Annotated in this window: 21 protein-coding genes; 14 read left to right on the top strand and 7 right to left on the bottom strand. The window is 47.2% G+C overall.

Annotated features, from left to right (window positions below; genetic code table 11):
* Position 1: 1 nt before the first annotated feature.
* The 3 genes from KNO65_RS01375 (at position 2) to glnA (ending at position 3,185) form a co-directional block, all read left to right on the top strand.
* Complete coding sequence (locus tag KNO65_RS01375) at positions 2–1,300, top strand: methionine gamma-lyase family protein (protein ID WP_196430819.1); 1,299 nt, start codon at positions 2–4, stop codon at positions 1,298–1,300.
* Positions 1,301–1,392: 92 nt separating this feature from the next.
* Complete coding sequence (locus KNO65_RS01370) at positions 1,393–1,797, top strand: MerR family transcriptional regulator (protein ID WP_031423479.1); 405 nt, start codon at positions 1,393–1,395, stop codon at positions 1,795–1,797.
* A gap of 47 nt (positions 1,798–1,844) precedes the next feature.
* Positions 1,845–3,185, top strand: coding sequence for a type I glutamate--ammonia ligase (glnA, locus tag KNO65_RS01365; RefSeq protein ID WP_047795243.1), 1,341 nt, complete (start codon positions 1,845–1,847; stop codon positions 3,183–3,185).
* Positions 3,186–3,274: 89 nt separating this feature from the next.
* On the opposite strand, the gene KNO65_RS01360 is transcribed toward glnA, so the two are convergent.
* The 3 genes from KNO65_RS01360 to lexA all read right to left on the bottom strand — a co-directional run bounded on the left by KNO65_RS01360 (position 3,275) and on the right by lexA (position 5,402).
* Positions 3,275–4,150 carry an AraC family transcriptional regulator gene (locus tag KNO65_RS01360; protein ID WP_214781344.1) on the bottom strand — a complete coding sequence of 292 codons (876 nt, stop codon included), beginning with the start codon at positions 4,148–4,150 and terminating at the stop codon, positions 3,275–3,277.
* Positions 4,151–4,341: 191 nt separating this feature from the next.
* Positions 4,342–4,782: a metal-binding protein gene (locus KNO65_RS01355; RefSeq protein WP_214690818.1), complete on the bottom strand. Its 441-nt coding sequence runs from the start codon at positions 4,780–4,782 to the stop codon at positions 4,342–4,344.
* Positions 4,782–5,402, bottom strand: a complete 621-nt coding sequence (gene lexA, locus KNO65_RS01350; protein ID WP_214781342.1) for a transcriptional repressor LexA — start codon at positions 5,400–5,402, stop codon at positions 4,782–4,784. The genes KNO65_RS01355 and lexA overlap by 1 nt, the downstream gene beginning before the upstream one ends.
* A gap of 203 nt (positions 5,403–5,605) precedes the next feature.
* On the opposite strand from lexA, the gene KNO65_RS01345 reads away from it, so the two are divergent.
* The 7 genes from KNO65_RS01345 (at position 5,606) to KNO65_RS01315 (ending at position 13,035) form a co-directional block, all read left to right on the top strand.
* On the top strand, positions 5,606–5,842 hold the full coding sequence (locus KNO65_RS01345) for a hypothetical protein (RefSeq protein ID WP_074036863.1): 237 nt from the start codon (positions 5,606–5,608) through the stop codon (positions 5,840–5,842).
* Positions 5,843–5,913: 71 nt separating this feature from the next.
* Complete coding sequence (locus KNO65_RS01340) at positions 5,914–6,558, top strand: YneB family resolvase-like protein (protein ID WP_031423490.1); 645 nt, start codon at positions 5,914–5,916, stop codon at positions 6,556–6,558.
* Positions 6,559–6,618: 60 nt separating this feature from the next.
* Positions 6,619–6,852 (top strand): DUF896 domain-containing protein, encoded by a 234-nt coding sequence (locus KNO65_RS01335; RefSeq protein WP_031423491.1) that lies wholly within the window; start codon positions 6,619–6,621, stop codon positions 6,850–6,852.
* Between the two features lie 199 nt (positions 6,853–7,051).
* On the top strand, positions 7,052–9,043 hold the full coding sequence (tkt, locus tag KNO65_RS01330) for a transketolase (protein WP_074036867.1): 1,992 nt from the start codon (positions 7,052–7,054) through the stop codon (positions 9,041–9,043).
* 125 nt (positions 9,044–9,168) lie between these two features.
* Positions 9,169–9,402, top strand: coding sequence for a YneF family protein (locus tag KNO65_RS01325; protein ID WP_012726454.1), 234 nt, complete (start codon positions 9,169–9,171; stop codon positions 9,400–9,402).
* Positions 9,403–9,527: 125 nt separating this feature from the next.
* Complete coding sequence (locus tag KNO65_RS01320; RefSeq protein WP_214782061.1) at positions 9,528–11,282, top strand: ABC transporter transmembrane domain-containing protein; 1,755 nt, start codon at positions 9,528–9,530, stop codon at positions 11,280–11,282.
* A complete protein-coding gene (locus tag KNO65_RS01315; RefSeq protein ID WP_159562399.1) occupies positions 11,272–13,035 on the top strand; it encodes an ABC transporter ATP-binding protein in 1,764 nt (587 codons plus the stop codon). The genes KNO65_RS01320 and KNO65_RS01315 overlap by 11 nt, the downstream gene beginning before the upstream one ends.
* 77 nt (positions 13,036–13,112) lie before the next feature.
* Here KNO65_RS01315 and KNO65_RS01310 read toward each other — a convergent pair whose 3' ends face one another.
* Positions 13,113–13,295, bottom strand: coding sequence for an aspartyl-phosphate phosphatase Spo0E family protein (locus KNO65_RS01310; protein WP_214781340.1), 183 nt, complete (start codon positions 13,293–13,295; stop codon positions 13,113–13,115).
* A gap of 188 nt (positions 13,296–13,483) precedes the next feature.
* On the opposite strand from KNO65_RS01310, the gene KNO65_RS01305 reads away from it, so the two are divergent.
* Both KNO65_RS01305 and KNO65_RS01300 read left to right on the top strand, forming a co-directional pair.
* Entirely contained in the window at positions 13,484–14,182 is a 699-nt protein-coding gene (locus KNO65_RS01305) for a cytochrome c biogenesis CcdA family protein (RefSeq protein ID WP_012726450.1), read from the top strand.
* Positions 14,183–14,201: 19 nt separating this feature from the next.
* Complete coding sequence (locus KNO65_RS01300; RefSeq protein WP_031423499.1) at positions 14,202–14,654, top strand: CcdC family protein; 453 nt, start codon at positions 14,202–14,204, stop codon at positions 14,652–14,654.
* Positions 14,655–14,687: 33 nt separating this feature from the next.
* Here KNO65_RS01300 and KNO65_RS01295 read toward each other — a convergent pair whose 3' ends face one another.
* The 3 genes from KNO65_RS01295 to KNO65_RS01285 form a co-directional block, all read right to left on the bottom strand.
* Complete coding sequence (locus KNO65_RS01295) at positions 14,688–16,247, bottom strand: solute symporter family protein (protein WP_031423500.1); 1,560 nt, start codon at positions 16,245–16,247, stop codon at positions 14,688–14,690.
* A complete protein-coding gene (locus KNO65_RS01290) occupies positions 16,244–16,573 on the bottom strand; it encodes a DUF485 domain-containing protein (RefSeq protein WP_214781338.1) in 330 nt (109 codons plus the stop codon). The genes KNO65_RS01295 and KNO65_RS01290 overlap by 4 nt, the downstream gene beginning before the upstream one ends.
* A gap of 255 nt (positions 16,574–16,828) precedes the next feature.
* Positions 16,829–17,260, bottom strand: a complete 432-nt coding sequence (locus tag KNO65_RS01285) for a DUF2621 domain-containing protein (protein ID WP_031423504.1) — start codon at positions 17,258–17,260, stop codon at positions 16,829–16,831.
* Between the two features lie 178 nt (positions 17,261–17,438).
* On the opposite strand from KNO65_RS01285, the gene KNO65_RS01280 reads away from it, so the two are divergent.
* Entirely contained in the window at positions 17,439–19,037 is a 1,599-nt protein-coding gene (locus KNO65_RS01280) for a peptide chain release factor 3 (protein WP_214781337.1), read from the top strand.
* A 195-nt stretch (positions 19,038–19,232) separates the two neighbouring features.
* Entirely contained in the window at positions 19,233–21,947 is a 2,715-nt protein-coding gene (gene acnA / locus KNO65_RS01275) for an aconitate hydratase AcnA (RefSeq protein ID WP_214781334.1), read from the top strand.
* The last annotated feature ends 64 nt before the right edge of the window (positions 21,948–22,011 follow it).

Here is a 22,011-nt window from a genome sequence, read left to right as displayed (position 1 = left end):
TATGTGGCAAGAAAAGATTGAACATTATGATGCGCTCGCGCCGTTCGTAAAAAAAGCGGAGGCACGGGTCAAACCGTTTTTCGAAAGGATTGACGAGACGGCCGAATTCAACCAGTATCGCGTCCTAGAATCGTTTAAAAAGCATAAAGTGTCGGATTTTCATTTTAATCCGACGACGGGATATGGATATGACGATATCGGTCGAGACACCCTCGAGTCGATTTATGCGGATGTGTTTGGAGCCGAGCTCGCGCTATGCCGACCACAAATCATCTCCGGTACCCATGCAATCGGGATTGCCTTGTTTGGTGTCCTTCTACCAGGTGATGAGCTACTCTATATCACTGGGAAGCCTTATGACACGCTTGAGGAGATTGTCGGCATCCGTGGCGATGGTCGCGGTTCGTTAAAAGAACTCGGTGTCCATTACGATACTGTCGAATTAAAAGAGGAACGTGAAATTGACATCGACCGCGTCCTCGAACGGATTCGTCCTGAGACGAAACTCGTTGGGATTCAGCGATCGAAAGGGTATGCGAACCGTCGCAGTATTCCAGTCGATGAAATCAAAGTGGCCATCGAACGGATTAAAGCGGAACATCCGCATGTGTATGTGTTCGTGGACAATTGTTACGGTGAGTTTGTCGAGACGATCGAACCGACGCACGTCGGGGCTGACTTGATGGCTGGTTCTCTCATCAAAAACCCAGGCGGTGGATTGGCGAAGACGGGCGGTTATATCGCTGGTACGAAAGAGTTAATTGAACGGTGTTCGTTCCGTATGACGACTCCAGGTATCGGAAGCGAAGCCGGACCATCACTCTACTCGCTTCAAGAGATGTATCAAGGCTTCTATATGGCACCTCATACAGTCGCACAGGCATTAAAAGGGGCCCATTTGACGGCAAGTCTATTGTCTTTGATCGGATTCGAGACAGATCCTCACTATACGACTCTACGAACGGACTTGATTCAGTCGGTGACGTTCCGTGACCGCGACAAGATGATTGCGTTTTGTCAGAGCATCCAAATGGCATCGCCGGTCAATGCCCATGCGTTACCGGTGCCGGCCTATATGCCGGGTTATGAAGATGACGTCATCATGGCAGCTGGGACGTTCATTCAGGGTTCTTCCATCGAGCTGTCTGCCGATGGTCCGCTTCGGGCACCGTACACGGCGTACGTTCAAGGTGGTCTGACGTATGCTCACGTAAAAGTCGCGCTCATGTTGGCGTTGAGCCAATTACACGGTAAAGGATTGGTCGAATTCAATGACCAAAATCAGCCGACACATTTGTAACTAATCTGTCATGTTAACTTTCTTAACATCTATTGACAGGATTGTTGTCATATATTATTCTCACATTGTGAGACAGAAAAGGAGGGGTAAGGATGGCCGATCAATTTCGTCGCTCCAACCCGTTGTTTCCGATTGGAATCGTCCAAGATTTGACGCAACTGACAGGTAGACAGATTCGGTATTACGAAGAACAGGGTCTGATTTCGCCTAGTCGGACGGAATCGAAACGACGACTTTATTCCTTTAATGATGTCGAACGTCTACTCGCAATCAAGGATTACATTGATCAAGGCTTTAACTTGGCGGCGATTCGCCACATGTTAGAGCAAGAAGGTGAAAAAGAAGCGGAAGCATCTGCTCCGGCCGCACCGGTCAGTGAAGCACCGAAGGTTTCGGAAAAAGAGTTACATCATTTGTTGAAAACACAGCTTCAAGAAGCCGGTCGTTTCAATAAAACATCGCTCATTCAAGGTGAGCTTTCACGTTTCTATCGATAACGCCGCACACATCAACCATTACGCAATGTGAGAGGGGACATTTTACCATGGCCAGAAAAACGTTCACAAAAGAAGACATTAAACGCATCGCACAAGAGGAAGACGTACGCTTTATTCGTCTTCAATTCACGGACATCCTCGGAACAATCAAAAACGTCGAGGTGCCGATCAGCCAATTGGACAAAGCACTTGATAACAAGATGATGTTTGACGGATCGTCAATCGAAGGATTCGTCCGCATCGAGGAATCAGACATGTACTTGTATCCAGACCTCAACACGTGGGTTGTCTTCCCGTGGACAGATGGCAGCGGAAAAGTTGCTCGCTTAATTTGCGATATTTATAACCCAGACGGTACACCATTCAGCGGTGACCCGCGCGGTACACTCAAGCGTAACCTTGAGAAGATGCAAAAACTTGGTTTCACAGCGTTCAACGTTGGACCAGAGCCAGAGTTCTTCTTGTTCAAAAAAGACGCATCAGGTCGTCCGACTCTTGAACTCAACGACCAAGGTGGATACTTCGACTTGGCACCAGTTGACCTCGGTGAGAACTGCCGTAAAGAGATCGTCATCGAACTTGAAAACATGGGCTTTGAAATCGAAGCATCACACCACGAAGTAGCACCAGGACAACACGAAATCGATTTCAAATACGCAGATGCTGTCACGACGGCAGATAACATCCAAACGTTCAAACTCGTCGTTAAGACGATCGCAGCGAAGTATGGTCTTCACGCGACATTCATGCCGAAACCGCTCTTCGGGGTAAACGGTTCAGGGATGCATGCGAACATGTCACTCTTCAAAGGCGACACAAACGTCTTCTACGATCCAAACGGCGACATGGAACTTTCAGACACAGCTCGCGCGTTCACAGCCGGTATCTTGGAGCACGCTCGTGCCTTCACGGCAGTATGTAACCCGACTGTCAACTCATACAAGCGTCTCGTACCAGGCTACGAAGCACCTTGCTATGTTGCATGGAGCGCACGTAACCGTTCGCCACTCGTACGTGTACCAGCGGCACGTGGTCTCTCGACTCGTATCGAAGTACGTTCGGTTGACCCAGCGGCGAACCCGTACCTTGCACTTGCTGCCCTCTTGGCTTCAGGTCTTGACGGGATCGAAAAAGATTTGAATGCACCTAAACCAATCGATAGCAACATCTACGTGATGGACAAGCCAGAGCGTGTAGCAAACGGAATCGACGATCTCCCAGCGACACTCTTCGACGCACTCGAAGTCCTTCGTGCGGACAAAGTTGTGATGGACTCACTTGGTGAGCATATCGGCGAACACTTCCTCGAGTTGAAAGAAATCGAGTGGGATATGTTCCGTATGCAAGTAACAGAGTGGGAACGCGATCAGTACATGACGCTCTACTAAATAGAAGAGATATATTAAAGAGTATGGAGCATCCCTCAATTTGGGATGCTCCATACTCTTTTTGATAAATCATAATAGCGGAGATATCTTTATGATTCCGGCTCTTCTCTAACCTTCACAGGGACCCAAACCTCGCTATATACGTTGTCATATCCTGTTTCTATTTTACTAAATGAAATGCTTGGCAAGTCTTGAAGTGCGTATCCCGAAGAAGGTAACCATTCTGCATAGGTTCTTGCCATCGTCTCTTGTAGAGTGTTTGGGAATGGTCCAGTGTTCGGGAAGATTGCCCATAAACTTTTTGGGATTGAAATCACTTCGAGATCGTCATACTTAATTTCTCTTGTCGTGGCGAAACCGATCATATGTGTCAAATAACCTTCTTCTTCTAAGTGACCGTCATCAAAATTAAACGATGCGTTCAAGGCACGATGCGGATATAAATTGCCCAATTCATGCATGTGAGCCCGTTGCTCTTCCGTAATCGACTTCGCTAGTTCCATGATTTCTTCGTTGACTCCCTCGAATTGAATAGGGACACGCTTTGAAACTCCAACGATTTGAAAAGCTTCTTTCTCTTCTAACTTGAACTCCATTGATGTTCCTCCTTTTATATCGATATAAAACGTGAAGCGAGGGAACGACTTTTGAATGTGATTCTTCATGACTTCAGAAGGCAAATGACCAGACCAATCTCGAAACGCTCTGGAAAACCCTTCGACCGATTGATATCCATAGAGATATGCGATTTCTGTTACGCTTGAACCATGAACCAATTTTTCATTTGCGATAGAAAACCGTCGATTTCGTATATAAGTGTGAAGTGTCATTCCTGACATATACGAAAACATCCTCTTAAAATGGTGAGCAGATAGTCCGGTGATTTTTGTGATTTCTGAATCTAATAGTTCTTCCGTTAAGTGCTGTTCGATAAAGTCCATCAGCTCATTTAATGCTTTTACCATCAAATTCTCCTCCTTCATAGTTTGACAATATCGGATTTCTTCCAACTCATCTCGATAATTTGCGTGCAGGAAAGATCGGGTCGTATTAGTTTAAGCATTTCATTCATAAAATGGATACCCTATAACACGTTATCATTCCAATTAAAACAAAGGACCACCTTCTGTACTTCACGAAGGTGGTCCTTTGTTGGTTAAAACGCTTTTTTGAAAAACGTTGAAGTATAGTCGAGCGTCGTATGCAGTGTCGTCGCAAACACGAGCCCTAAAAAGAAGGACATGCCATGAATGTCCACCCATGAGCGTATTTCCTCTTCGTAAGCCGTGAAGGGCAGAAGCAGCACGAGTGGGAACCCGATATATGCAATCCGAATCATATCACTCAAAGCAGGTAAGTGCGAGAAGAGCGAACGGTGCGGCATGAGCTTTACGTAAGGGAGCCAAATCAGTTTGAGAGGTCCCCATCGATAATAGGCGTCTGATTTCAAATCGAGGTCCGGGGAGAGCCAGAGTGTACCGATGATGGCACCGATGATCAATGAGAACGGAACATCGATTTCAAGAAAAGGCGTGGCAACCGCGAGTGCTCCGGTTGCCACGAGATTCGTACGGGTATGGGTCTTGCCACTAGCCATTAATGAATCGTCCGGTATACACCGATAACCTTCCCTAAAATCGAGACGTTGTCAAAATACATCGCTTCTAACTCGTCGTTCTCCGGTTGAAGGCGGACCTTCGAAGCTTCTTTGTAAATTCGCTTCACGGTCGCTTCGCCTTCTTCCGTCATGGCGACGACAATCTCTCCATTGTCGGCCGTGCTCTGCTGGCGGACGAGCACCCGGTCTCCGTCTAAAATTCCTGCATTGATCATCGAATCCCCAGAGACAGACAACATATATACATTATCTGACCCGACGATATGTGCTGGAAGAGGGAAGTGCTCTTCCACGTTCTCGATGGCGGTGATCGGTGTCCCGGCAGTGACCTTCCCGATGACCGGTACGTACATGACGGACTCTTGCTCTTCTATTGTCGGCATATCTTCAGTCAAAATTTCAATCGCGCGAGGCTTCGTCTTATCTCGACGAATCAATCCACGCTTCTCTAAACGATCTAGATGACCGTGTACGGTCGAACTAGATGCAAGACCGACGGCTTCTCCAATTTCACGAACAGAAGGCGGATAACCTTTTGCCCGTACTTCGTCTTTGATGAAATCAAGAATCTGCTGTTGTCGCGCTGACATTTTTTTCATTATGTTCACCTCGATATAATCGAATAACCTGCAATCGCATCCTATTCTTTATGTGTCTAGTGTAACACAAGAACACATGAGCGTACAAACATTCGTTCGTTTTTTTGTGTTGACCGAACACGGGTTCTTGTTTTATGATGAGAACAGATAAACGAACAAACGTTCTAACGAACATATATTCTTATACAGGAGGCAATGTAATCATGAAAGATACACTCAACGGAATCATTTTAGTCGGGATGCTCTTAGTCGGGATGTTCGCTTTTTATTTGGCTGGTGAAATGCGAGGGGAACCAAAAGTTGTCGATCCGGTCGTCACGTCAGAGCGGACAATCGAAGAAGAGGTTGCGTACGTCGAAGCAGAATCACTCGAAGCACAGATCATGGCAGAGCGTGAAGAGCATAACGAACGAAAAATGAAATGGTATGCCGCTGAGTGATCGTTCTTCATTGCGAATCAATCTTAAACTGTGTATCGTAACAAATGAATGCAATGAAAGGGAGTGGTGCGATGCGGGTCGTCATCTATTGCCGGGTATCGACGAACAAGTCTACCCAAGAGACATCACTCAGTCGGCAAGTCGAAGAATTACAGCAGCTGGCTTCGGGATTAGGGGCCGACGTCATAGATGTCATCACAGAGCAAGAGAGCGGTTATGAAGTCAATCGACAAGGGCTACTTGATTTACTGGACCATGTATCCACTTCTCAGCTCGATGCCGTGCTCGTCACGGACGACAGTCGCTTAGGACGAGGGAATGCTAAGATTGCGATCTTGCATACTTTAATGAAGCATGACGTGCGATTGCTGACGATGCAGTCTACGTCGGACTATGTCGTTTCCGATGCAGAGAAGATGGTATTGGAGATTGTCAGTGTTGTCGAAGAATATCAACGAAAAATTCACAATGCGAAAATCTCGCGTGGGATGCGTCGTGCGGTCGCCAACGGATTTAACCCACAGCGCAACATTCAAAATCATGATCAAGGTGGGCGACATCGAATTGAAGTGCCAATCGAAGAGATTATCCAATTGCGTGAACGTGGCTTGACGTTCGCTGAGATTGCGGCGACGCTACGTGGATTTGGTTATGAGGTCTCGAAGGCAACGGTCAATCGACGATATCTTGAGCACCAGTCGGTTGCTGAAACTTGATTCTTCCTCTCTGATTTTGTAAAGTATAAGAACAAATTCACTAGAGAGGGGGCGAGTCATATGTTAGCACCAGGACAATTGGAGCGAATCAATTTCCTCGCCAACAAAGCGAAGACAGAAGGACTGTCTCAAGAAGAAATGAACGAGCAACAAGACTTGCGTCAAGAATATTTGAAGGCGTTTCGTCAATCGTTCAAATCACAAATGATGGGTATGAAAGTCGTCGATCCAGATGGAAATGACGTTACACCAGAGAAGTTGAAAGAAGATCAAAAACGCTATCGCGGTGAGTGATACCGAATGCACATCCTATTTCGCATAGGATGTGCATTTTTGTTATACACGAACACGCATCAGACGAACGGATTACATGCTATTTCATGCAATAGAAGGAAACGATTTCATCAAATGTGTTATACTAATTAATTAGTTGTGACACACGATTGAGTATGATAAAATATGACGGGTAGAAAACCTTCTTAACACAGAGAGGATGAAATTAGTGGAAACAACTACTAAAGAATTATTAGCGATTAACTCGATTCGGACGCTCTCAATTGATGCAGTCCAAAAAGCGAACTCTGGTCACCCAGGGATGCCAATGGGCGCTGCCCCGATGGCGTTTACACTTTGGACAGATAAAATGCGTCACAACCCGAAAAACCCGAACTGGTTCAACCGTGACCGTTTCGTGCTCTCAGCGGGTCATGGATCGATGCTCTTGTATTCGCTCCTTCACTTGTCTGGCTATGATTTGTCGATGGACGATTTGAAATCATTCCGTCAAATGGACTCGAAGACACCTGGTCACCCTGAGTACCGCCACACGGCTGGGGTAGATGCGACAACGGGCCCACTTGGACAAGGGATTGCGATGGCTGTCGGGATGGCCATGGCAGAGAAACACTTAGAAGCGACTTACAACCGCGACGAGTTCAACGTCGTTGACCACTACACGTTCGGCATTTGCGGTGACGGAGACTTGATGGAAGGTGTATCTGCGGAGGCGGCTTCCCTCGCAGGTCACTTGAAGCTCGGTAAACTCGTCGTTCTTTACGATTCAAACGATATCTCTCTCGATGGCGACCTTCATAAGTCGTTCTCTGAAAGCGTAGAAGACCGTTTCAACGCTTACGGATGGCAAGTCATTCGTGTCGAAGACGGAACGGACATCGATTCAATCGCAAAAGCGATCGATGCTGCGAAAGCAGAGACGTCGAAGCCGACATTGATCGAAGTCAAGACGGTCATCGGATTCGGTTCACCGAACAAGTCGGGTAAATCGGCATCACACGGTGCGCCACTTGGAGACGCTGAAATCGAATTGACGAAACAGTTCTACAAATGGGAAGGCGAGTCATTCTACGTTCCAAACGAAGTATATGACTTATTCAACGAGAAAGTTGTCGAGCCTGGCGCGAAATATGAGTCAGACTGGAACGAACTCGTTGAAGCGTATAAAGCGGCACACCCTGAGCTCGGAGCACAGTTCGAGCGCGCAATGAACAATGACCTTCCTGAAGGTTGGGATAGCGAGTTGCCGACTTTCGAAATCGGTTCGAAAAAAGCAACACGTCAAACGAGCGGTGAAGTGTTGAACGCAATCGCAAAAGCAGTACCGACACTCTTTGGTGGTTCGGCTGACCTTGCTGGATCGAACAACTCGATGATCAAAGGTGCGGTAGACTTCGATGAAGACCCAGCTGGTCGTAACATCTGGTTCGGTGTTCGTGAGTTCGCGATGGCGGCAGCTGTGAACGGTATGGCCCTTCACGGTGGTGTTCTTCCTTACGGTGCGACGTTCTTCGTCTTCTCGGATTACCTCCGTCCTGCAGTCCGTCTCGCAGCACTTATGGGACTTCCATCGACGTTCATCTTGACGCACGACTCAATCGCAGTCGGTGAAGATGGTCCAACGCACGAGCCGGTCGAACATTTGATGAGCTTCCGCGCGATGCCGAACCTCTCTGTTCTTCGTCCTGCTGACGGCAAAGAAACGATTGCAGCTTGGAAACAAGCGGTGACATCGAAAACGACTCCTTCACTTCTCGTCTTGACTCGTCAAGCGTTACCAGAACTCGAAGGTACATCTATTGAAACGGCAGCAAAAGGAGCTTACGTCGTTGCAGGTGAATCGAAAGATGCAGACGTTCTCTTGCTCGGTACAGGTTCTGAAGTACACGTTCTCGTTGAAGCGCGTGAACAGCTCGCGTCAGAAGGCGTGAAAGCGGCAGTCGTCTCGATGCCATCATGGGAACTCTTCGAAGCGCAATCTGCAGAGTACAAAGAATCTGTCCTTCCATCTTCAGTCACGAAACGTGTATCACTTGAAGCGGGTGCGACACTTGGATGGTACAAATATGTAGGATTCGGTGGTAAGGTACTCGGAATCGACAAGTTCGGAGCATCTGCACCTGGTGACCTCCTCATGAAAGAATACGGCATGTCAGTCGACAACGTCGTCAATGCAGTAAAATCACTTTAATCTCTAGTTAGATTGTTGTGACGGCCAATCGTTTGGCCGTCACTTTTTTTCTGGACGACTAGCGAAGTTGTTCAATTTAGTGTATAGTAAAAAACGATGTTTCATATGGTAGAGGAGGTAAAGCCTTGAGTACATTATTCTGGATTCTTCTTGTCGTGGCAGCACTCATCGGGGGTATCGCGATTGGATTCTTTATCGCGCGTAAATACATGATGAACTACCTTGAACAGAACCCGCCAATCAATGAAGATATGATTCGTACGTTGATGATGCAGATGGGTCAAAAGCCATCACAGAAGAAAGTCAACCAAGTGATGCGCGCCATGAACGTGCAGATGAAAAACGAAAAGAAATCATAATCAATCACGAAAGCACTTCGGTTCCCGAAGTGCTTTTTTGTTTCCTCTTTTTGTTAGACAATCGAACAAACTTTCGCTACGATTAATGAATAATCTTCATATAAAGACAAAGGGGGGCGTTTCACATTCGTGTATTCAAACAATTATCTTGGTTTTTGCGTCTTGAGTGGAAGACGTACGCGCTCGGCATCGTCTTACTGATCTTCGTGGCTGGTCTAGAACTGATTCCACCACGCATCATCGGACGGATTGTCGATGAGATTAACCGTGGTTCGCTTTCGTCTGACACACTCTGGCTGTTATTAGGGGGACTTGCTGCTGTTGGGATTGGAAATTATGTCGCCCGCTTCTTTTGGCGCTATTTTATCTTCGGCGCATCGATTCGTCTAGGAAGAATGCTTCGTAGCCAACTATATCGGCATTTCACAGATCTTGATCAGCGATTTTATAAAAAGTCACGGGTCGGTGATTTGATGGCCCATGCGACAAATGATGTACAAGCCGTATCGATGACGGCCGGTGCGGGGATTTTAACACTCGTCGATAGCGTGACACTTGGGACGTTCGTCATCATCACGATGATTACAACAATCAGCTGGAAATTGACGCTCGTCGCCTTACTACCGTTACCAATCATGGTCGCTTTGACAACGCGATATGGAAAGATGTTACATAGCCGATTCGGGGTCGCCCAAGCGGCATTTTCAGAATTGAATGACAAAGTGCAGGAAAGCGTCAGTGGCGTCCGTGTCTTAAAGTCGACGGGGGAAGTCGATCGGGATGTGGAATCGTTTGAGAACTTATCGAGTGAAGTCATGGCGAAAAACGTACGAGTCGCGAAGATTGATGCCTTATACGACCCGACCATCTTCGGAATTGTCGGATTGTCTTATATCCTTTCGGTCGGGTATGGAGCCTTCTTGATTGAACAAGGCGAATTGACGATTGGACAGATTGTCAGCTTCACAGCTTATTTGGCACTGTTGACATGGCCGATGTTAGCCTTTGGATGGTTGTTCAATATCGTGGAGCGTGGACGCGCGTCTTACGACCGAATTGAGCGAATGCTCGCCGTCAAACCTGAGATTCAAGACGACCGCATGGCTGCGACGACCCTTTCTCATTCAGAGGTGGAGGTCGATATTCGAAACTTCGCCTATGATGAGACCGTTGTGCTCCACAATGTCCATTTTCGGATTGAACGTGGAAAAACAATCGGGATTGTCGGCAGAACAGGTGCAGGGAAGACGACGATTGTCCGTCTATTGACGCGTGAGTATGATGTGAAAGATGGAAAGATTAAAATCGGTGGGATCAACATCCGCCAAGTGAAAAAATCACTTCTGATGGATAAAATTGCGGTCGTTCCACAAGATCATTTCTTGTTCTCGGATTCGATTGCGAACAATATCGCGTTCGGAAGGCCTGAAGCGAGCATGGATGAAATCATCGAAGCAGCTAAGGTTGCTGAGGTGCATGAAGATATTGTCCGTCTTCCGGAAGGATATGCGACACTCGTCGGTGAACGTGGAGTCACATTATCAGGAGGACAAAAACAACGGATTTCCATCGCGCGGGCGCTCATGACAGCGGCGGATGTATTGATATTAGATGATGCCCTATCTGCGGTCGATGCGAAAACGGAAGAGTCGATTATCGAGCATTTTCGAGTCGGTAATCCAGATCAGGCGCGCGTCATTGTCGCACATCGTCTTTCGGCTGTAGAACACGCTGACGAGATTCTCGTGATTGAGGACGGAAACATCATTCAACGAGGTCGCCATGAGGCATTGCTTCAAGAGACGGGCTGGTATCGTGAGACATATGATCGTCAGCAACTTGAAGCGATTGTAGAAGGGGGGGGACACGATGAAACATGATGTCCAAGAATGGCAAGTCATCAAGCGCCTGCTCAGTTACGCGAAACGGTACGGAAAACCGCTAAGTGTTGCCTTCGTATTTCTCTTGATTGCGACAGGTGCAAAGTTGGCAGGGCCGTTTCTAATCAAAGTGTTTATCGATGAATTCGTCACACCAGGTGTCTACCCGACGAACTGGGTCATCGCTCTTTTTGCTGTCTATATGGTGCTTCATTTGTCGGCGATTGTATTTGACTATCTGCAATCCATATCTTTTCAAAAAATCGCCTTAAAAATTGTGCAAAACATTCGGATGGACATCTTCCGTCACGTTATGGGGATGCGACTTGCCTACTTTGACCGCACACCAGCGGGAGTCCTTGTATCGCGTATCACGAATGATACGGAGGCCGTAAAAGAGCTCTATGTCGGGGTGATGAGTACGTTCGTTCAGTCTGCCGTTCAGTTGATTGGGACGTATATCTTCCTCTACATCTTGGAGCCCCCGCTCGCAACGATGGGACTCATCTTGTTGCCTCTCTTCTGGCTTATCATTTGGGCGTATCGTCGTTTCTCGACGAAATATTTCGCGCAAGTGCGGGATTTGTTGTCACAACTCAACGCCCAGTTGAACGAATCCATCAATGGGATGGGCATCATTCAACAATTTCGTCAAGAAGAGCGTCTCATTCGTCAGTTCGAAGAGACGAACGAAGCGCATCAGGAGGCACGATATCGGAACTTAAAACTCGATAGCATGTTACTCCGCCCGATTATCGAATTGCTTCTCGCCTTCTCCATCATCGGTCTGCTCGGTTATTACGGGGTACTCTCGATGAGTGAACAAGTTCAAGTAGGGGTCGTGTATGCTTTCATCAGCTATATTGAACGTATTTTCCGTCCCGTGCTTGATATCATGCAACGATTAAGCGAATTTCAACAAGCCGTCGTATCGGCCGACCGTGTCTTCAAAATTTTAGATACGGATGAACCGGCTCCAGGTAAACAGATGCCTGGTGAAGCACGAATCACTGATGGGGAAGTTCGGTTCGAAAATGTGACATTCAGTTACGACGGAGAAGTTGACGTGTTGAAACAGATTTCTTTCGTTGCTAAACCAGGTGAGACGGTTGCGCTCGTTGGTCATACTGGGAGCGGTAAGAGTTCAATCATCAATTTGTTGACACGTTTTTATCCATATGAATCAGGTCGCATCACGATTGATGGGCAACCGCTCGAACAGTTCGAGGAGCAAGAGCTTCGTCAACAAGTCGGGCTTGTCCTACAAGACCCATTCTTATTTACGGGAACAATCGAAGAGAATTTGAAGCTGTTCAATCCAGTCATCGATTCTGAGCGCGCGCGTGAAGCTGCTGAATTCGTCCAAGCGCATACATTCATTGAAAAGTTGGACGCTGGCTATGGCCATGTCGTCGGAGAGCGTGGAGCGACGTTCTCAAGCGGGGAGCGTCAATTGCTCGCATTTGCCCGTACGGTCGCACGTAATCCAAAAGTGCTTATTCTCGATGAAGCGACGAGCTCGATCGATACCGAAACAGAGGAGCGTGTACAAACCGCGCTCGATCGGATGCGTCGTGGTCGGACGACAATCGCAATCGCCCACCGCCTGTCGACGATTCAAGATGCAGATTTAATTTTGGTCTTGCATCGTGGTGAAATCGTGGAACGCGGCAATCATCAACAGTTATTGAAACAAGACGGACTGTACAAAAAGATGTATGAACTGCAATCCGGACAACGTCTGATGTCTTGATTTGGAAAGGATACCTATTCAGGTGTCCTTTTTTCCATGGAAAAAGCTCGCCACACAAGGTGACGAGCTGTCAAGTTTCAAGAATGAAGTTTCTCTTTATTATGCTTTGATAGGACATGACGAGTGATTAAAGAGTCAAGTTCTTGGCTTACTGAAATGACTTCGGGTGAGTTCCAAGAATGCTTTGACGCGATTTTATACAGTTCATCACGTTTTTGTTCAATGGCCTGGTGTAGTGTATCTGCTGCGGTGACTGCCACGTTCGTTCCCCCATCATGTAAATTAGAATTTTGTGAACTGGAATATCCAAATCTTAGCACCTCCGTTTACAGATGACAAGTTTCATTTCCATTTCAAAAATTACAAAATGATGTTGCGGTTTGAAAGAAAAGATTCGAGCAATTTAAATAGGTTTTCGCTATAATGGTCGTGAAAGGTGGAAATCGTCATGGAAGTCACATTATGGCTCGCATTTGGGGCGGGCGTCTTATCGTTCTTGTCACCATGTACGCTCCCGTTGTATCCGGTCTTTCTCTCGTATATTACTGGGGTTTCCGTATCTGAGTTAAAAAATGAAGGATTAAAACAGCGTACAGCTTGGTTCCACACATTTTCGTTCTTATTCGGTTTTTCGATTGTCTTTCTCGTACTAGGATTGTCGACTTCATTGATTGCAGACGTCTTCATCCAATATAAGGACAGTCTACGCATGTTCGGCGCCATTTTGATTTTCGTGTTCGGCGTCTTTTTGGCGGGCTTATGGCAACCGCAATTTATGATGCGTGAAAAGAAAATGGATATCGGCGAACGAAAGAGCGGTTATTTTGGAACCGTTTTAATTGGTATTGGATTTGCGGCAGGCTGGACACCGTGCACAGGTCCAATTTTAGCTGGTGTGATCGCACTAGCCGCCACGAACCCGAGTCAAGGACTCGGCTATATGTTGGCGTATGTCATCGGATTTGCAATTCCATTTTTGGTAATGGTCGCATTCGTTGGCAAGATCAAGTACTTAGCACGCAACAGTGCAAAAGTAGCAAAAGTCGGAGGCTATTTGATGATGGCGTTCGGCGTACTATTATATTTTGACGGAATGAATCGGTTCGCTGCATGGATGAGCGAGCTTGTCGGATTCACCGGATTTTAAGGGGTTGACCGAGATGTCAATGTTATGGGGGTCGACTCTCGTCGCGTTGTTAATGGGTATCGTAGCGAGCTTTGTTCGTGTAAAAGCATCGGCAAAGCCGACGAATGCGAAGAAAATTTTAATTCCACCACTTGCGATGACGACCGGGATGATTCAGTTTTTGATTCCCGCGTTTCGCTTATCATGGGTCGAAGTGGCTGAGGCCCTTGCGGTCGGACTCATCTTCAGTCTGTTTTTGATTAAGACATCCAATTTTGAAAAACGGGACGGCGAAGTGTATCTCTCACGATCGAAAGCATTTTTTGTGGTCGTGTTCGCACTCCTTGCCATCCGTACAGCAATGAAGGTTTGGGTCGGTCATGAGGTCGATCTATTCTCTACAGGCGGATTGTTCTATTTGATTGCTTGGGGGATGATTGTCCCGTGGCGAATCGCCATGTATCAAAAATATAAACGAATCGCAATCACGTAAAAATGGAGTGGCGTTGAGCCACTCCATTTTTATTTAATCTGCTTTCGTAGCGGCGACTTCTGTCTCCGCGTCGATTCCGGTGTTCGCCTTGACAAGTACGCGTTCATAGTTACCAGCAACTTCATCTGATTTCGTGACCAGTGTACCAATCACGGCAGCGATGAAACCAAGGGGGATTGATACAATCCCGGGATTGGATAGCGGGAAAAGGGCTTCACCGAGAAAGATGGCCGAACCGTCCGGAGCCCACAGGTTCGGACTGAGTGCGACTAGAATCAGTGAGGAGAACAAGCCGACGACCATTCCCCAAATGGCGCCACCTGTATTGAAGCGTCTCCAGAAAATCGTAAAGAGGATGACAGGTAAGTTCGCACTCGCCGCAACGGCGAAAGCGAGCGAGACAAGAAATGCAACGTTCATCGACTGGGCGAAAAAGGCTAGTCCCATTGAGACGAGTGCGACCGCAACTGAAGCGATTCGCGCGGCTTTCACTTGTTCAGTTTCTGTCGCTTCCCCTTTACGAATGATATGTCCGTAGAAGTCATGGGCGAAGGCGGAAGCAGCTGACAGTACGAGTCCAGCGACAACGGCAAGAATTGTCGCGAACGCGATTGCGGCAACGAAAGCGAACAAGAGGTCACCACCGAGCACTTGCGCGAGAAGAGGGGCCGCCATGTTGCCGGCAGGGTTTGCGGCGAGAATGGCATCACGTCCGACGAATGCTGCGGCACCGAAACCTAGGAAAATGGTCAAGATATAAAATGCACCGATGATCCATGTCGCATAGACGACGGATTGCCGAGCAGTCGGTGCATCTTTGACGGTGAAGAAGCGAATCAGAATATGAGGGAGCCCTGCCGTACCGAGCACGAGCGCCATGTTTAATGAAATGGTATCGAGCGGTAGCTTGAACTTGTTCCCAGGGTTCAAGAAGTCACTTCCGAGTGGGGTCGCTTTACTGACTTCATTAAACATCGTCGTGACGGAGAAATCAAAACGAGCGAACACGAGAAATGAAATGATTGCCGTCCCAATCATCAGAAGTACGGCTTTTGTGATTTGTACCCAAGAAGTGGCCGTCATGCCACCGAAAACGACGTAGACTGTCATTAAGATTCCGACGACGACGACACTTGTCGTATAAGGGATTCCGAGTAACAGTTCAATCAAAGCACCCGCTCCGACGAGTTGCGCAATCATGTAAAAGATGGAGATAACAATCGCATTCATCGCTGCGACACCACGTACGCGAGGCTTGTTAAAACGTGCCGCAATCATGTCTGCCATCGTATATTTCCCAAGATTTCGCAATGGTTCGGCGACGAGATAGAGGACAACGAGATAGGCAACGAGGAAACCGATTGAATAGAAAAACCCATCGAATCCCGCAAGCGCAATCATACCTGCAATTCCGAGAAACGATGCGGCAGACATATAGTCGCCTGCAATGGCAAGACCGTTTTGAAATCCGGTCAATCCACCATCTGCCGTATAAAAATCGCTGGCAGTTTTTGTTTTTCTTGCTGCAAAGTATGTAATCACTAGCGTGAGTCCGACAATGGCGATAAAGAGGGCGATCGCGGTCCAATTCATGATCTCACCTCGTCTTTCAATCGTTCGACGAGTGCGTCAAAGCGACGGGCACGTCGACTATAAAGTACACAAAGTGTCCAAGTCATAATGAACTGGGAAAAGGCGAACGCCCAAGCCCAAGTGATGTCCCCGATGAGTGGTGTATTCAAGATCGTCGTATAGCTCGTCAGAATCGGGAGTGTGAAATAAAAGATGAGTGAGGAGATGATAGCTGGAACGATGAAGCGATTTTTTTCCTGCATTAACCGATGAAATGTCTCATGTTCGGTAATCATGTGGGCAGATTGATGGCTTGTCGTTTGTGAAACTTGTGTCACATCATGCATAATAGACCCTCCTTGACTGTAAGATAAATCCATTATGCGTTGTGAAAAACAATTCAGTCATTCCTTTTTTTCGTGTCGAAATGAAAGACGTTATATTAATATTGGTCATACCAATTTACTGTAAGCGTTTTCAATATTGTCTAATTCGTGAACGTTATTTCGATGTAATATAAAGCTCGAGAAAAGGTACTTTTGACCCATTAGGCGAATCGCACAATTCGACAAATAAAAAACTCTATCTGAATGAGATAGAGTCTACTGCTGAAAATAGTGTTCGTATGGCGTCCAATCAATCTGTTCTTCGGTTAGCGCTTTCTTTAAGAACTTGTGATCGCGCTTCGGCGTTGCGGCGATGTAACCCTTTACCACAAGTTCGGTCGTCATTTTTTTTGCACGCGATTCAAGCGCGAATTGACCGATTTTACCTGCGATTTTTCGGATCGCCACGTCGCGGAACAACTCGGGTACCGGTGTGACGAGACGATCTAATAGCGTCCGCGTCTCCGGAGTCCAGAGATGACGCGTTCTTTCTATATAATCATCTTCGATGTCAAGTAGGGAACGTCCATCTTCTTTTGGCATTCGTTTTAAAAACTTACGAAACATGAAGTACCCGCCAATCGTCATGAGTCCAATCATGACGAATCCCCAGAATACAATGAAATACATCATCAAGTTTTCTGGCATCGTCTTTCCCCCGTTCTATACATTCACTTGCTTTCATCGTTAGTATACAAAAAAGAATCTATTTGCAAAAGGCGTACGTCCCATTAGGATAGACGAACCGAATTGATTTCGTTAGAATAGATAGCGTTGCTACGAGAATAAGCATGAACTGAGACGAGAAAGGAAAGGTCTATCCTATATGAGCCAATTGAAACAGGAAGTCGAGAGACGTCGGATATTCGGCATTATCTCTCACCCGGATGCGGGGAAAACAACATTAACAGAAAAATTACTTTTGCACGGTGGTGCGATTCGCGAGGCAGGTACGGTCAAGGCGCGCAAAAACTCAAAACACGCAAAATCTGACTGGATGGAAATCGAGAAACAACGTGGGATCTCGGTCACATCGTCTGTCATGCAATTCATCTATCAAGACAAGGTTGTATCGATCATGGATACACCAGGACACAACGACTTCGGTGAAGACACGTATCGCGTGTTGACATCAGTCGATAGCGCGGTCATGGTCATTGATGCTGCGAAAGGGATTGAAACACAGACGAAAAAACTATTCCAAGTTTGTCGGATGCGTGGGATTCCAATCTTCACATTTATGAACAAGTTGGATCGTCAGGCAAAAGATCCGCTTGAATTGATGGAAGAGCTCGAAGAAGTGTTAGGCATGCCTTCTGTCGCGATTACATGGCCAATCGGAAGTGGAATGCAGTTTGAAGGTGTCTACGACCGAATGAAAAATGAGGTCCACTTGTTCCGTGGGGAGAAGTCGACACTTCACCTGGGTGAGGACGGAGTGAACGATCCGATTCTCTCCGATCATTTGTCGGAAGAGAACTTGACGAACCTCCGCGATGAGATCGACCTTCTCGATGGAGCGGGGAACGAGATTAATGTCGAGGCGATCCAGAGCGGTAAATTGACACCGGTATTTTTCGGAACAGCGCTCGTCGACTTTGGGGTGACTGCGTTCTTGAATCACTATTTAGAGATGTCTCCGGCTCCTGAGGCACGTAAGTCGAACGTCGGTCCAATCAATCCAACATCAGAAGACTTCAGTGGATTCGTCTTCAAGATTCAGGCGAACATGAATCCGGCACACCGCGACCGCATCGCCTTTGTACGCATCTGTTCAGGTGTGTTTGAGCGTGGGATGGATGTGACGCTCACTCGTACTGGGAAAAAGATAAAATTGAGCCAATCGACACAATTGATGGCGAATGATCGAGAAACAGTCGACCAAGCGTTTGCTGGTGATGTCATCGGGATCTATGATTCTGGGACGTATCAAATTGGAGATACCATCACCACATCGAAGCAGAAGATTGCGTTTGAGGCGCTGCCAACTTTTCCACCGGAATTGTTCATGCGCGTTTCGCCGGTCAACTCGCTCAAGTCGAAACACTTCCATAAAGGGGTAGAACAGCTTGCGCAAGAAGGGGCGATTCAAGTGTATCGCAACGAATATAACGAGATTTATCTCGGCGCGGTCGGACAACTTCAATTCGAGGTATTCGAATATCGTTTAAACAATGAATATGGCGTCGATATTCGAATGGAACCAGTCTCATATAGCGTTGCTCGTTGGGTCAAAGACAAAGAGTTGAAGGCATTGAAACCGTTCCAAGATTCACGGAACATGCTCGTTACAGACCGTTGGGAACGTCCGGTCTTCCTGTTCGCGAACGAGTTCACATATGAACGGTTCGCTGAGCGTCACGCAGATGACTTGACGCTTGTTGAGGCACTTGACGTCAACGAAGAGATCGGTACGGAAGAATAAGATGTAAACACCTCGTTTCTGAGGTGTTTTTTTGTTGTGAAGTAAGTCATTTTAGTTTTGATAAGTTTTACTTATGACTAATTTGTGACGGAATGTATTTTACGTCACGCTATACTTGTATTATGATAAATATGTGAAAAGTAAGCGATTACGCATTGTCGTGTGGTCGGCGCTTTCAAAAAGGGGGAAATTGCAATGGAACAGACGAATGTTTTAGACGCCTTCGCATCTCGGACAAAGTTCGAAGCGAACGGGCAATCGTATGATTTTTATCGTTTGAAAAAATTGGAAGAAGAAGGATTGACGGACATCAGCCGTCTTCCGTATTCGATTCGCGTTCTTCTTGAATCGGTTCTCCGTCAACAAGACGGGCGTGCCATCACGAAAGAACATGTCGAGAACTTGGCAAAATGGGGTACTGCCGACGTCTCGAAAGACATTGACGTACCGTTCAAACCGGCACGTGTCGTACTTCAAGACTTCACGGGTGTACCGACGGTCGTAGACCTTGCTTCACTTCGTAAAGCGATGGCAGACCTCGGTGGAGACCCAAACAAAATCAACCCAGAAATTCCTGTCGATCTCGTCGTCGACCACTCAGTTCAAGTAGATGCATATGGTTTCGCTGGCGCATTGATGAAAAACATGGACATCGAATTTGAACGTAACGAAGAACGCTATAAGTTCTTACGTTGGGCTCAGACGGCATTTGACAACTATCGTGCCGTACCACCTGCAACGGGGATTGTTCACCAAGTAAACTTGGAGTACTTGGCATCTGTCGTCCTCGAGAAGAATGATGCAGAAGGTACAGTTGCTTATCCAGATTCACTCGTCGGAACGGATTCGCACACAACGATGATCAACGGACTCGGTGTTCTTGGCTGGGGTGTCGGAGGAATCGAGGCGGAAGCAAGTATGCTCGGTCAACCATCATACTTCCCAGTGCCAGACGTCGTCGGTGTCAAAATCATCGGTGAAGTAAACCCTGGTGTGACAGCGACAGATGTGGCGCTCGTCGTGACAGAGATGCTCCGTCATGAAAAAGTTGTCGGGAAATTCGTTGAATTCTTCGGACCGTCGCTCCACACGATGCCACTTTCAGACCGTGCGACGATTGCAAACATGGCGCCTGAATATGGTGCGACATGTGGATTCTTCCCGGTCGATACGGAAACATTGAACTACATGCGTACGACTGGTCGCTCCGAAGAGTTGATTTCACTCGTCGAAGAATACTCTAAAGCGAATGATCTCTTCTATACACCAGATCAAGCTGATCCAACGTTCACAAAAGTGTTGACACTCGACTTGTCGAAAGTCCAGCCTTCACTTGCGGGTCCGAAACGTCCACAAGACCGAATCAACCTCTCAGACGTTCAAACATCGTTCATCGATAGCTTGAGTGCTCCTGCAGGAAACAGTGGCTTCGGACTTGACCGTTCTGAACTAGACAAAACGGCGACAGTCAAGTACGAGGACGGCGCCGTCGACATGAGTACGGGAGATGTTGCGATTGCAGCCATCACAAGCTGTACGAACACATCGAACCCATACGTCATGGTCGGTGCAGGACTCGTTGCGAAGAAAGCCGTTGAACGTGGCTTAACCGTTCCGAAATACGTGAAGACATCACTCGCACCAGGTTCGAAAGTCGTAACGGACTACTTGGATAAGGCTGGTTTGACTTCTTACTTGGACGAACTTGGCTTCAACACGGTCGGATATGGCTGTACGACATGTATCGGAAACTCTGGTCCGCTTGACCGTGAAGTCGAAGAAACGATCACAGAAAACGATTTGCTCGTGTCGTCAGTCCTCTCTGGTAACCGTAACTTTGAAGGACGCGTTCACCCGCTCGTGAAGGCAAACTTCTTGGCATCACCACCGCTTGTCGTCGCTTACGCTCTTGCCGGGTCAGTCAACTTCGACATCATGAATGATTCGTTCGGTACGGACAAAGATGGAAATGAAGTATACTTCAAAGACATCTGGCCATCAAACGATGAAATCAAGATGGTTGTCCAAGACGTGGTATCACCAGAAGCATTCCGTAAAGAGTACGAAACGGTCTTCACTGGTAACGAGCGTTGGAACGCACTCGATGTTCCGGAAGGAAACTTGTATGACTTCTCAGATGAGTCGACATACATCCAAAACCCACCGTTCTTCGAACAACTCGAACCAGAAGCGGGCGAGGTTCATGCATTGAATGGCTTACGTGTCATCGGGAAGTTTGCGGATTCGGTTACGACCGACCACATCTCGCCAGCTGGATCATTCTCGAAGACGACACCAGCCGGTCAATACCTCCTTTCTAAAGGGGTAGAGCCAATCGACTTCAACTCATATGGTTCTCGCCGTGGTAACCATGAAGTCATGATGCGTGGTACGTTCGCAAACATTCGTATCCGCAACCAAGTTGCTCCAGGAACTGAAGGTGGCTTTACGACGTACTGGCCAACTGGTGAAATCATGCCAATGTATGATGCGGCTATGAAGTACAAGGAACAGGGAACAGGTCTTGTTGTCCTTGCAGGAAATGATTACGGAATGGGATCATCTCGTGACTGGGCAGCGAAAGGGACGAATCTTCTTGGAATCCGTGCGGTCATCGCACAAAGTTTCGAGCGGATTCACCGTTCGAACCTTGTCATGATGGGTGTGCTCCCGCTTCAGTTCTTAGACGGGGAATCGGCTGAATCACTCGGATTGACTGGTGAAGAAGCAATTGATATTCAAGTCGATGAGTCTGTACGTCCGCGCGATATCTTGCACGCAAAAGCGACACATGAAAACGGAACGGTGACAGAGTTCAAAGTCATCGCTCGTTTCGACTCTGAAGTTGAAATTGATTACTACCGTCACGGTGGAATCCTGCAAATGGTTCTCCGTAACAAATTGAAATAAGTGCTAGTCCATGACCTTCCTTTGAAAAAAGGAAGGTTTTTTTCATGAATATGCAATTTTAAGG

Origin of the sequence: Exiguobacterium sp. S3 (genome assembly GCF_018617295.1) — a bacterium.
Taxonomy (GTDB): domain Bacteria; phylum Bacillota; class Bacilli; order Exiguobacteriales; family Exiguobacteriaceae; genus Exiguobacterium; species Exiguobacterium profundum.
Note: the sequence above shows the minus strand (reverse complement) of the source record. Positions and strands in the feature narration are given on the sequence as shown.

Bases quoted from the DNA above. Each gene is read 5' to 3' on its own strand.
- KNO65_RS01335 (WP_031423491.1), top strand. From the start codon at position 6,619: ATGTTAGCACCAGGACAATTGGAGCGAATCAATTTCCTCGCCAACAAA.
- lexA (WP_214781342.1), bottom strand. From the start codon at position 5,402: ATGAAAAAAATGTCAGCGCGACAACAGCAGATTCTTGATTTCATCAAA.
- KNO65_RS01360 (WP_214781344.1), bottom strand. From the start codon at position 4,150: ATGGTAAAAGCATTAAATGAGCTGATGGACTTTATCGAACAGCACTTA.
- KNO65_RS01305 (WP_012726450.1), top strand. From the start codon at position 13,484: ATGGAAGTCACATTATGGCTCGCATTTGGGGCGGGCGTCTTATCGTTC.
- KNO65_RS01345 (WP_074036863.1), top strand. From the start codon at position 5,606: ATGAAAGATACACTCAACGGAATCATTTTAGTCGGGATGCTCTTAGTC.
- KNO65_RS01370 (WP_031423479.1), top strand. From the start codon at position 1,393: ATGGCCGATCAATTTCGTCGCTCCAACCCGTTGTTTCCGATTGGAATC.
- KNO65_RS01355 (WP_214690818.1), bottom strand. From the start codon at position 4,782: ATGGCTAGTGGCAAGACCCATACCCGTACGAATCTCGTGGCAACCGGA.
- KNO65_RS01290 (WP_214781338.1), bottom strand. From the start codon at position 16,573: ATGCATGATGTGACACAAGTTTCACAAACGACAAGCCATCAATCTGCC.
- acnA (WP_214781334.1), top strand. From the start codon at position 19,233: ATGGAACAGACGAATGTTTTAGACGCCTTCGCATCTCGGACAAAGTTC.
- KNO65_RS01280 (WP_214781337.1), top strand. From the start codon at position 17,439: ATGAGCCAATTGAAACAGGAAGTCGAGAGACGTCGGATATTCGGCATT.
- tkt (WP_074036867.1), top strand. From the start codon at position 7,052: ATGAAATTAGTGGAAACAACTACTAAAGAATTATTAGCGATTAACTCG.
- KNO65_RS01295 (WP_031423500.1), bottom strand. From the start codon at position 16,247: ATGAATTGGACCGCGATCGCCCTCTTTATCGCCATTGTCGGACTCACG.
- KNO65_RS01340 (WP_031423490.1), top strand. From the start codon at position 5,914: ATGCGGGTCGTCATCTATTGCCGGGTATCGACGAACAAGTCTACCCAA.
- KNO65_RS01375 (WP_196430819.1), top strand. From the start codon at position 2: ATGTGGCAAGAAAAGATTGAACATTATGATGCGCTCGCGCCGTTCGTA.
- KNO65_RS01300 (WP_031423499.1), top strand. From the start codon at position 14,202: ATGTTATGGGGGTCGACTCTCGTCGCGTTGTTAATGGGTATCGTAGCG.
- KNO65_RS01315 (WP_159562399.1), top strand. From the start codon at position 11,272: ATGAAACATGATGTCCAAGAATGGCAAGTCATCAAGCGCCTGCTCAGT.
- glnA (WP_047795243.1), top strand. From the start codon at position 1,845: ATGGCCAGAAAAACGTTCACAAAAGAAGACATTAAACGCATCGCACAA.
- KNO65_RS01285 (WP_031423504.1), bottom strand. From the start codon at position 17,260: ATGCCAGAAAACTTGATGATGTATTTCATTGTATTCTGGGGATTCGTC.